The sequence below is a fragment of the Billgrantia sp. Q4P2 genome (genome assembly GCF_052806135.1).
On sequence record NZ_JBRBAI010000006.1, the window covers coordinates 210,380 to 219,503 of the forward strand.

Genomic DNA, 9,124 nt, shown 5'->3' on the forward strand with positions numbered 1-9,124 from the left:
CCTTTACAACCCACCCGACGCCAGGGGCAACCACGCGTGCTCATAGCCAATGGTGATCGCAACCCACACCAGCATCGCGGCCATGGCGAGGCTGAAGCCCTTGAGCAGCTTCGGGTTCTCGATTCGCTGACCAAGCATGGCGCCCATCAGCGCATAGCTACCGGGGGCGCCGAAGGCCAGCACGGCCAGCCCCAGCGACCAGAACAGTAGGCTCGCGCCGTGGATGCCGGCGGCGGGGAACTGGATGGTGGCGATGGGCAGGGTTGCGATCATGGCCTTGGGGTTGCACAGCTGCATGATCAGGCCGTCGCGGAACTGCAGCATGCGCGGCGCTTCACGCACCTTGCCCAGGTCAATGCTCGAGCGGGCGACTTTGACGGCCAGGTAGAGGATGTACCCACAGCCCACCGCCCCCGCCACGGCGAGCATGTTGCCACGCACCCAGGCTGCCCCGGCCCAGCCGAACAGCAGGAAGAGCGTGAGCATGGCCAGCCCCACGCCGACGAAGAAGCCAAGCGATGTCCTGGCCTGGCCGTTGAGACCGGCGTTCAGGCCGAGCAGGTTCACAGGCCCAGGCGTGTACATGACGCCCAGGGCATAGGCGACGATCTCCATGGGAGTCTCTCCGATAGGAAGTGCGTTGGGTGGCCGAGCGGCCGAGGTCAAGCGCCGCTAGGTGACGCTGCACTGGTACTGATACGGCGTCTTGCCGTAGATGCGCTTGAAGCGGCGGTTGAAGTGGCTGAGGTCAGTGAAGCCGTAGCGGAAGGCCACCTCGGAGGGTGCCATGCCGGTCTCCAGGGCGTTGCGCGCGGCATTGACCCGGCAGCTCAGCACGTACTGGTGCGGCGTAATGCCGAACTGCTGCCGGAACAGGCGCAGGAAGTGGTACTTCGAGAGATGGGCGGCCTGGCTGATCTCGTCCAGCGAGAGATCCGACTCCAGGTGGGCGAGCACGTACTCCTTGGCGCGCAGCAACAGCGCATCGGGCCGGCTCACCCTGCCGCCGGGCTGGAACTTGCCGGCACGCTGCACCAGGCGAGTCGCCATGCGATGCAGGGCGTGCTCCTGGTCGATGCGCGTGCCCTGCTGGTGAATCATCAACTGCGCAAGATCGAGAATGGCGCGGCGCAGCTCGGGGTCGGCAAGCAGGGTCTCGCTGCCTTGGAACCGGGCGGCACGCTCGCATCCTGCCGCGTCGGCGAACGAAGCCTCGAGCTGGGCGGGAGGCACGTAGACCATCACGTAGCCCAGCCTGCTGTCGTCGCCCGGGTGGCCGTCGTGCACCTGCTCGGGATTGAACTGGATGACGTTGCCGGGCGGGCTGCGGTGAAACTGCCCACCGCTGAAAAAGTCCTGCCGCCCGGAAAGAGTCACGCCGAAGGCATACTCCTCATGGGCGTGGCGGTCGTAGCAGAAGTCGCTCAGCGACGCCTGGAGTACCGTGAGCTCGGGTATCTGTCGGCTCTTGTAGTAATCGAACCGGCTGGATTGCTTCGCCATGTCGCGCCTCCCTGAACGCCATACAGGCATAGCTTAAGCTCGGCGCCAAGGGAAGGCTTGGACATTATTGCGGAAAGCGGCTTGCCAGGCACCCGGCCTCAACGGAGCGGCAGGTGCAGGATGGCACCGCGCAGGCCGCGCTCGTCAGCCCAGAGCTTGCCCAGGGTGATGGGCAGGCGAAAGCGGCGCTTGCCGGCCGCGCCAGGGTTGAACAGCAGTTGGCCGCCCTGCCATTCGTGGCGAGGCTTGTGGGAGTGGCCGTGGAGTACGGCGTCGCAGGGGGTGGCCGGGTCGAAGTCCTGCAGAATATGCACGAGGTGCAGGCACCAGCCGTTGAAGGTGAGGTCCCGCGTCAGCGGCAGCGCCTCGGCCCAGGGGGCGGTGTCGATATTGCCGCGCACCGCCGCCACCGGGGCCAACTCTGCCAACCGCTCGAGGATGACGGCGTCCTCGTCCCGGCTGCCCACGTCGCCCAGATGCAGGATGTACTCGCAGCCTTCCAGCAAGGTGAGTGCCTCGGGGCGCAGCAGCCCGTGGGTATCGCTGATGACGCCGATCGGCAGCTCGGTGGTGATCGAGGACGTCATGGCTCATGCGTGGCTCTCACGCCCTTCCAGTCTTCGAGGTCCAGTTCGGGCCGCACAATGGCGGAGGTTTGCGCCAGCAGAACCGCGATCCGCATGAAATCGGCATTGGTTAGTCGCTGGGCGAACGCTTCGTCCATCAGCACCGGCAGGCTGGCGGTCGGCATGTGCGCGATAGCGGCCAAGGCTGCCTCCGTCACCTCCGAGCGTGAGTTCAATAGCGCTTCCATGGCGCCTCCGGTTGATGGTGTGGAGAAAAACGTACCAGGAAGCAACGTGACACATGCTGCCTCATGACGGTTGAGCTTTGATTTCTCTCAGTTGCTCCAATAATTCTGGGACGTTGTCCTGGATAATGCTCCATACGGTATCGTCGTCGATTCCCAGATAGGCATGGATCAAGCGATTCCGGGTGGCAATGATCATCCTCCAGGGAATTTTCGGATACCGCTGACGAACCGTATCTGGAATGCGGGTTGCCGCTTCGCCAATCAGTTCAAGATTACGCAGCGTAGCGTCGTAGGTGAGATCATGGGTAATGAAGTTGTCCTGATCCAGACCTTCCGTGTAAGAGAGGACTTTTTCGGCGAAGCCGATCATATCGTTGATGTAGAAGCGCCATTCGCGCTTGGGGCGAGGCTCAGACACGCAGCGCCTCACGCTCGATATAAGGCCTGAGCTCTGGGCGGAGCGACTTGTCGGTCACCAGATCCACCGAATGGCCCAGCAGATCCTCGAGATAGAACTGCACTCCAAAATAACGGGCCGAAGTCGCCGGGCCATCGAAGCTCACCAGGATATCGATATCGCTGTCTTCTCGAGCCTCGTCACGAGACATGGAACCGAAGAGTGCCAACGACGTGACTCCAAACTCGCTGGACAGCGTCGACAGGTGTTCCCGCAGCAGTTGCAGGGTCTTGGTTCTGTTCATTTTCGATACCTCAGCAAAGACGAAGCTTCAGGAAACCTGATCGATAACGCCTCGTATGGCACAGCCTAGCATGAGCAGCGACGATCCTCAGCAGGCCTTGACGTTCTATCGCTATTTCATTTCGAAGCCACGCTTGGTCAGAAATTCACGCATATGAGCACGCAGTTTGCTGTCGAACAGCGGAGTGAGATTGCGCGACCAATCGGAGTCCTTGTTGCCGCCCTTGCGCCCGCTGTAGTAGGCCTGCATGGCCTCGTCGAAGGCCGCCACTTGCTCGCTGTCGTCGGTGTAGTAATCCTCCTTGAGGATAGCTTCCACCGGCAGGCGCGGCTTGACGTCCGGATCGGCGGCCGGATAGCCGAGGCACATGCCGAACACCGGGTAGACGTGCTCAGGCAAGTGCAGCAGGTCGCTGATGGCCTGGGGGTTGTTGCGAATACCGCCGATGTAGCAGATGCCGAGCCCCTCGGATTCCGCGGCGATGGCAACGTTCTGGGCCATCAGTGCGGTATCCACGCTTGCCACCAGCAGTTGCTCGGTCATGCCGCGCACGACGTTGGCGCCGGTACGTTCGGAGGCTTCGGTGGGACGCTTCATGTCGGCGCAGAACACCAGGAAATCGGAGGCGGTGGCGACATACGACTGGCCGCCAGCCAGTTCGGCGATCATCTCGCGGTTGGCCGGGTTCCTTACATGAATGACGCTGTAGGCCTGCACATGGCTGGAGGTCGCCGCAGCCTGGCCGGCGCGAACCAGTTCGAGCAGCAGCTCGACAGGAATCTTGCGGTCGGTGAATTTGCGAATCGAGCGGTGGGATTTCAGCAGTTCGATGGTGGGATTCATGTCGCCTCGCGTAATACCTGTCAATCGTTATCCTGCTTAGTATCTTTCATTCGCCGTCGCATTGCATCGCCAGCCTGGGATGGCGAATTCTGGCAATCCGCGCCGGGCGGTTGTGGCCACCTTGGAAATCAAATGCGAATCGCACGCGAAGGCAATATCAAGCAACTGAATTAAAAGGAAAAATTGACCGCACTACCGATTCGCCCTAGGATGGGGAAATCTACCCTCTCGCGCTAATACAGGGAACCGCATGAAAGGCAAACAGACCATCATCGACGCCTTGAACGGCCTGCTGGCGGCGGAACTCGCCGCCATGGACCAGTATTTCATCCACTCCGAGATGTACGCCGACTGGGGGCTCACCAAGCTTTATGAGCGCATCGCCCACGAATTCGACGATGAGAAGGGCCATGCCAAGCAGTTGATCGAGCGGATCCTGTTCCTGGAAGGCAAGCCCGACATGCACACTCGCACCCCGGTGCGTGTCGGCCAGGACGTGGAGGAAATGCTCGGCAACGACCTCCAGCTCGAATATGAAGTCGGCGATGCCCTGAAGGACGCCATCGCCCTGTGCGAGCGGGAGCGGGACTTCCAGACCCGCGACGTACTGCTGGGGCTGCTGGCAGACACCGAAGAAGACCATGCCTACTGGCTCGAGCAGCAGCTACGGCTGATCAAGATGCTGGGCAAGCCGAACTACCTGCTCTCCCAGATGTGAGCCAAGGACGCCCGGTCGAGATTGCCATGCTAAGCTCGAGTTTCTATTAGCTCGATAACGGAATGACGCATGGAAGAGATCGGCCTGAGATGGCTGCTGGGCCAGGGCGTCAGCCTGGTGGCGCTGGCTCTATGCCTGGTGGCCTTCGCCAGCAAGCGCGACGACCGGCTGTTCGTGCTGCTGCTGTTCGCCAACGTCGCCTTCGCCGCGCAGTTCGCCCTGTTCGAGAGCTGGGTGGCCGCGGGCATCTCGGCGCTGATCGTGCTGCGCATCGCCCTGGTGCGCCGCTTCCCGCGCAATCGAGCGATCATGCTCGGCATGCTGCTCGCCACCTTGCTGGTTGCCCTGCTGACCTGGAGCGGCCCGCGGGACATCCCGGCCCTGGCCGCGGGCCTGCTCGGCACCTACGGCATGTTCATGCTGCGTGGCATTCCCATGCGCATCGCCTTGGCAGCGGCGGCGCTGTGCTGGGTCGCCAGTAACGTGCTGGCAGGCTCCATCGGCGGCACGATAGCGGAAAGCCTGATCTTCCTGACCAACGTGTTCACCATGCTGCGGCTGCGGCGCGATGCGCGGTTACCGTACACGGCATAGAAGAAGAGACAGCCCACTGTCGAAATCGCTCCGGCCCAATCGACTAGCAGGAGTCAGCACAATCGACTAATCCTGTTACACCACCCATGGAGCTTTCTTATGTCACGCATGATCTTCGTGAACCTCCCTGTTGTCGATCTAGAAAAATCGATGGCGTTCTACGAGGCGCTCGGATTTACCAACAACCCCCATTTCACCGACGAGACGGCGGCGTGCATGGTGTTGAGCGAAACGATTCACGTAATGCTGCTCACCCATGACAAGTGGCGCACCTTCACCGACCGCCCGATTCCGCCGCCCGATTCCAGCGAAGTGATGCTCGCCCTCTCCTGCGAGAACCGCGCAGCGGTAGATGTCATGAACGAGGCGGCCGGCGCCAATGGCGGCACCGCCGACATCAACCCGCGTCAGGACCACGGCTTCATGTACAGCTGCGCATTGGCCGACCCCGACGGCCATGTGTGGGAGTCATTCTGGATGGATCCGGCGGCCATTCCATCGAACGATTAATGATTTGGCGGTGTCACCGCTTTCCGCGGACGGAGACGCCTTGCGGCGCTGCCATTAGCCTCGCGCGGATGCCTATGCACCTTATTTGTTGCTTTAAGATTCGATATGCAGCTTATAAGGTGCAATATAATGGCTTTACTGGATCAGAAGCAGGTTGTACTGACGCGCCTGTCTCTGAACCTCATTTTAAGGTCTCCCCTTCTTCGCTGTTCTACAGCGCCTGATGGTTCACTTACCCCTCCTGCCTTGCTTCCTCTCTCTTCCGCTTCCTGCCCCTTCGCTCCAGCAGCAGGTATGCCAGGCATGCCACCGCCAGGGGCAACAGGAAGTAGAGGGCACGGTAGCCGATCAGCGCGGCGAGTATCTGGCTCGGGGCAACGTGGTGCTGAAGCAAGGCGAGGAATACCGCTTCGAGCACGCCGAGGCCACCGGGAATATGGGTGATGACCCCGGCAATGGAGCTGATCAGCAGGATGCCGAGGATGCTGGGAAAGAACAGCCCTTGTGGCAGCAGCAGGTAGATGAGCGCTGCCATCAACGACCAGTTCGCCGCGCCCAGGGCCGCCTGCATCAGCGCCAGCCTGAGCGGCGGAAGAACGATCTCATGGCCACGAATGTGCCATACGCGCCGCTTGGAGAAGCGACAGGCGGCCAGGTAAGCGAAAGCGACGGCCAGCAGCCCGAAGCCGATGAACTGCAGGCCCGCGGCGCCTATCTCCCAGTTCTGCGGCAGCTCGAGCAGGTGAAATGAGAAGATGGCGCCAGCGAGAATCATGTAGCCCAACCAGTTGGCGATCAGGCTGATGCTGAGAATGCGCGTGACGGTACCCACGCCGAGGCCCAGGCGGGTATAGAGCCGGTAGCGCATGGCCAGGCCGCCTACCCAAGCGCCCAGGTTGAGATTGAAGGCATAGCACACGAAGGCCACCAGCAGGACGCGCCCGGTCGACAGCCCATGGCCGGTGTACTTCTTTCCCAGCAGGTCGTAGCTGCAAAAGGCGGTATAGCTGACCGCAGTAATGCCCATCCCGGCGACCAGCATCAGCGGGCTGTAACCTCGCAGGGTCTCGATGACTTCGGGCCAGTCGACGTTGCGCGCCAGCGAGAACAACAGCACCGCGACCAGTACGAAGAAGATCAGCGTGACGCCTCGCTTCAGCCAGCGGCGCCAGGGCCGGGACGGCTTGGGCGCGTCGGTGGTGGAAGCTTTCATGTCGTCACCTCGCTGGCTTCAATCCATAGCCCGCTTGTTCGGCGGCGCCTTGGGGGTCAACGGCTCGAGCCGGGAGATATGGCCAGGGCTCCAGCCCGCACTGAGGGGAAAGTGGCGCAGGAAGTGAAAGCTCACGAACATCAGCGGCGCCCGCCACCAGCGCCCCTTCTCCGCGGCTTCGGGAGTAATCATATGGCAGCTGTTCTCGATCAGCTCCACCAGGTGGTCGTATATCTCCCGGTTGAGCTTGGCATCGCGAATGAACAGGTTGGCCTCCAGGTTGAGAGACAGGCTGAGTGGGTCGAGGTTGCTCGACCCCACCGTCGCCCACTCGTCGTCGGCAATGGCGATCTTGCCGTGCAGGGGGTGCTCCTTGTACTCGTAGATACGAATGCCGTCCTTGAGCAGGTAGCTGTACAGCGAGCTGGAGAACATCCGGGCCCAGGGCATGTCGGGACGGCCCTGAAGGATCAGGGTGACGTCGACGCCCCGACGGCCTGCCTTACGTAACTCACGCCAGATGCGATAGCTGGGGAAGAAGTAGGCATTGGCGATGAGCAGCCGGGATTTCGCCGTGCGAATCGCCTCCAGATAGTGGTCTTCGATATCGGTGCGATGCAGATGGTTGTCGCGAATGGCCAGGCGCATGGCGGCCTGCCCGACGGGTGAGGGTGCGACGAGGCTCTGTGGCAACTCCTCTACCGCATGGTGCTCCAACAGCAGCGCGGTGGCGGCGTGGCGGATGTCTTCGACGATCGGCCCGCGCACCCGTATGCCATAGTCCTGCTTGCCCATGGCGTACTTGTCGGGCAGGTGGTCCCAGCCGAAGTTGATTCCGCTGATGTAGGCCACCTCGCCGTCCACCACTACGATCTTGCGATGTAAACGGCGAAACAGGTTGGTGCGCACACCGAAGCGGCGGGGTCGCGGGTCGTAGACATTCATGTTGACGCCGGCATCGGTCAGCTCCGCGACGTACTCGGCGCCCAGATCCGCCGTGCCGTAACCGTCCACCGTGACTTCGATGCGTACCTGTCGGGCAGCAGCTTCGAGCAGGGCCTCTTTCAGTGCTTGCCCGACTTCATCATCGAAGATGATGAACGTCTCGATCAGGATTTCCCGGCGCGCCGAGCGTATCGCCCCGAACACGTCGGGGAAGTATTGGCTTCCATTGATCAGCAGTTCGGCTTGATTGCCTTCCTTCCATTGGAATTTCACAGGCCTATCTCTGCGATGAGGGGAACATGGTCAGAGAGATGCGACCACGGCTTGCGATAGAGGGCTCTGGGGTTGTGGCATGAGGCGTGGCGGACATATATCCGGTCCAGACACAGCAGTGGCCAGTGTGCCGGAAACGTTTTCGCCGGGCGTCCATGGCAGTGCACGAACGCCTCATGTAGCCCACATTCGGCCAGCACGGCATCGGCCTTCAAGCGCCAGTCGTTGAAGTCTCCCGCAACGATGACCGTTTCATCGTCCGGTATCGAGTCCAGCAGCTTGCACAGCAACTGCAACTGCTGCAGGCGATGCTTCTGGCGCAACCCAAGGTGGACACAGACAGCATGCACCATGGGCTGGCCGGGAACCGAGAGCTGGCAGTAGAGAAGCCCCCGCCTTTCGGTGCCGTGGATGGTCACATCCCTGTTTTCGTACTGAACGATCGGATAGCGGGACAGCAGGGCGTTGCCATGGTCGCCGTCGGGATAGACGGCATTGCGGCCATAGGCAAATTCGGGCCACATGGTATCGGCCAGATACTCGTACTGCGGCACACCCGGCCAATCATGGAAGCGACGGGAGTGCCTCTTGTGCTCGCCATGCACCTCCTGCAGGAACACCATATCGGCGGAAAGCGTGTTCACGGCATCGCGAAGCTCCGGCAGGATATGGCGACGATTGAACACGTTGAACCCCTTGTGCACGTTGATCGTCATGATCCGCAGGGATTTCACGGGCGCTGCCTGTGATATCCCCTGTTGCGGCTTCCTGTCCGTAACCTTCACTACCGATATCCTTCTCCCGCGGTTCGATGAGGCGCCTCCAGCCACTGACCAAAGAAAGCTTAGCAGTGGATGGCGATATTTGCTGCGACAGCGGGGGCCGCTAGGTGCACGGGCCTAGGACAACGGCCAACATAGGAGCGCCCAGGAAAAGAAACGGCAAGCGCATAGCGCCTGCCGCAACTCGTTGCATGAGACCCGCCCACTCACCGCTCCAGGCGCCTTCTA

13 protein-coding genes are annotated in these 9,124 nt (G+C 61.6%); 3 read left to right on the forward strand and 10 right to left on the reverse strand.

Annotation, left to right across the window (positions count from 1 at the left end):
- Positions 1 to 3 precede the first annotated feature (3 nt).
- From ACUY1T_RS12775 to nfsA, 7 genes are all read right to left on the reverse strand, one after another.
- Complete coding sequence (locus ACUY1T_RS12775) at positions 4 to 615, reverse strand: LysE family translocator (RefSeq protein WP_446023347.1); 612 nt, start codon at positions 613 to 615, stop codon at positions 4 to 6.
- A gap of 57 nt (positions 616 to 672) precedes the next feature.
- Positions 673 to 1,503 (reverse strand): helix-turn-helix domain-containing protein, encoded by an 831-nt coding sequence (locus tag ACUY1T_RS12780; RefSeq protein WP_446023349.1) that lies wholly within the window; start codon positions 1,501 to 1,503, stop codon positions 673 to 675.
- A gap of 98 nt (positions 1,504 to 1,601) precedes the next feature.
- On the reverse strand, positions 1,602 to 2,090 hold the full coding sequence (locus tag ACUY1T_RS12785; RefSeq protein ID WP_446023351.1) for a metallophosphoesterase family protein: 489 nt from the start codon (positions 2,088 to 2,090) through the stop codon (positions 1,602 to 1,604).
- Positions 2,087 to 2,317: a hypothetical protein gene (locus ACUY1T_RS12790; RefSeq protein ID WP_446023352.1), complete on the reverse strand. Its 231-nt coding sequence runs from the start codon at positions 2,315 to 2,317 to the stop codon at positions 2,087 to 2,089. Before ACUY1T_RS12790 ends, ACUY1T_RS12785 begins: the two co-directional genes overlap by 4 nt.
- Before the next feature lie 61 nt (positions 2,318 to 2,378).
- On the reverse strand, positions 2,379 to 2,735 hold the full coding sequence (locus ACUY1T_RS12795) for a HepT-like ribonuclease domain-containing protein (RefSeq protein WP_446023354.1): 357 nt from the start codon (positions 2,733 to 2,735) through the stop codon (positions 2,379 to 2,381).
- On the reverse strand, positions 2,728 to 3,018 hold the full coding sequence (locus ACUY1T_RS12800) for a nucleotidyltransferase family protein (RefSeq protein ID WP_446023356.1): 291 nt from the start codon (positions 3,016 to 3,018) through the stop codon (positions 2,728 to 2,730). Before ACUY1T_RS12800 ends, ACUY1T_RS12795 begins: the two co-directional genes overlap by 8 nt.
- 111 nt (positions 3,019 to 3,129) lie before the next feature.
- Positions 3,130 to 3,861, reverse strand: coding sequence for an oxygen-insensitive NADPH nitroreductase (gene nfsA / locus ACUY1T_RS12805; RefSeq protein ID WP_446023357.1), 732 nt, complete (start codon positions 3,859 to 3,861; stop codon positions 3,130 to 3,132).
- 250 nt (positions 3,862 to 4,111) lie between these two features.
- On the opposite strand from nfsA, the gene bfr reads away from it, so the two are divergent.
- From bfr to ACUY1T_RS12820, 3 genes are all read left to right on the forward strand, one after another.
- Entirely contained in the window at positions 4,112 to 4,579 is a 468-nt protein-coding gene (gene bfr, locus ACUY1T_RS12810; RefSeq protein ID WP_446023359.1) for a bacterioferritin, read from the forward strand.
- A gap of 69 nt (positions 4,580 to 4,648) precedes the next feature.
- Positions 4,649 to 5,173 carry a YgjV family protein gene (locus ACUY1T_RS12815; protein ID WP_446023361.1) on the forward strand — a complete coding sequence of 175 codons (525 nt, stop codon included), beginning with the start codon at positions 4,649 to 4,651 and terminating at the stop codon, positions 5,171 to 5,173.
- A gap of 99 nt (positions 5,174 to 5,272) precedes the next feature.
- Positions 5,273 to 5,683, forward strand: coding sequence for a VOC family protein (locus ACUY1T_RS12820; protein ID WP_446023363.1), 411 nt, complete (start codon positions 5,273 to 5,275; stop codon positions 5,681 to 5,683).
- Between the two features lie 232 nt (positions 5,684 to 5,915).
- On the opposite strand, the gene ACUY1T_RS12825 is transcribed toward ACUY1T_RS12820, so the two are convergent.
- The 3 genes from ACUY1T_RS12825 to ACUY1T_RS12835 are packed head-to-tail and all read right to left on the reverse strand — an operon-like array spanning position 5,916 to position 8,848.
- Positions 5,916 to 6,896, reverse strand: coding sequence for a lysylphosphatidylglycerol synthase domain-containing protein (locus ACUY1T_RS12825; RefSeq protein WP_446023365.1), 981 nt, complete (start codon positions 6,894 to 6,896; stop codon positions 5,916 to 5,918).
- Between the two features lie 18 nt (positions 6,897 to 6,914).
- Positions 6,915 to 8,114 (reverse strand): cardiolipin synthase ClsB, encoded by a 1,200-nt coding sequence (gene clsB, locus ACUY1T_RS12830; protein ID WP_446023367.1) that lies wholly within the window; start codon positions 8,112 to 8,114, stop codon positions 6,915 to 6,917.
- Positions 8,111 to 8,848, reverse strand: a complete 738-nt coding sequence (locus tag ACUY1T_RS12835; RefSeq protein WP_446023369.1) for an endonuclease/exonuclease/phosphatase family protein — start codon at positions 8,846 to 8,848, stop codon at positions 8,111 to 8,113. Before ACUY1T_RS12835 ends, clsB begins: the two co-directional genes overlap by 4 nt.
- Positions 8,849 to 9,124: the final 276 nt, after the last annotated feature.

Coding starts and splice junctions, on each gene's coding strand:
- ACUY1T_RS12815 (WP_446023361.1), top strand. CDS start 4,649: ATGGAAGAGATCGGCCTGAGATGGCTGCTGGGCCAGGGCGTCAGCCTG.
- bfr (WP_446023359.1), top strand. CDS start 4,112: ATGAAAGGCAAACAGACCATCATCGACGCCTTGAACGGCCTGCTGGCG.
- ACUY1T_RS12820 (WP_446023363.1), top strand. CDS start 5,273: ATGTCACGCATGATCTTCGTGAACCTCCCTGTTGTCGATCTAGAAAAA.
- ACUY1T_RS12780 (WP_446023349.1), bottom strand. CDS start 1,503: ATGGCGAAGCAATCCAGCCGGTTCGATTACTACAAGAGCCGACAGATA.
- ACUY1T_RS12800 (WP_446023356.1), bottom strand. CDS start 3,018: ATGAACAGAACCAAGACCCTGCAACTGCTGCGGGAACACCTGTCGACG.
- ACUY1T_RS12785 (WP_446023351.1), bottom strand. CDS start 2,090: ATGACGTCCTCGATCACCACCGAGCTGCCGATCGGCGTCATCAGCGAT.
- ACUY1T_RS12775 (WP_446023347.1), bottom strand. CDS start 615: ATGGAGATCGTCGCCTATGCCCTGGGCGTCATGTACACGCCTGGGCCT.
- ACUY1T_RS12790 (WP_446023352.1), bottom strand. CDS start 2,317: ATGGAAGCGCTATTGAACTCACGCTCGGAGGTGACGGAGGCAGCCTTG.
- ACUY1T_RS12825 (WP_446023365.1), bottom strand. CDS start 6,896: ATGAAAGCTTCCACCACCGACGCGCCCAAGCCGTCCCGGCCCTGGCGC.
- nfsA (WP_446023357.1), bottom strand. CDS start 3,861: ATGAATCCCACCATCGAACTGCTGAAATCCCACCGCTCGATTCGCAAA.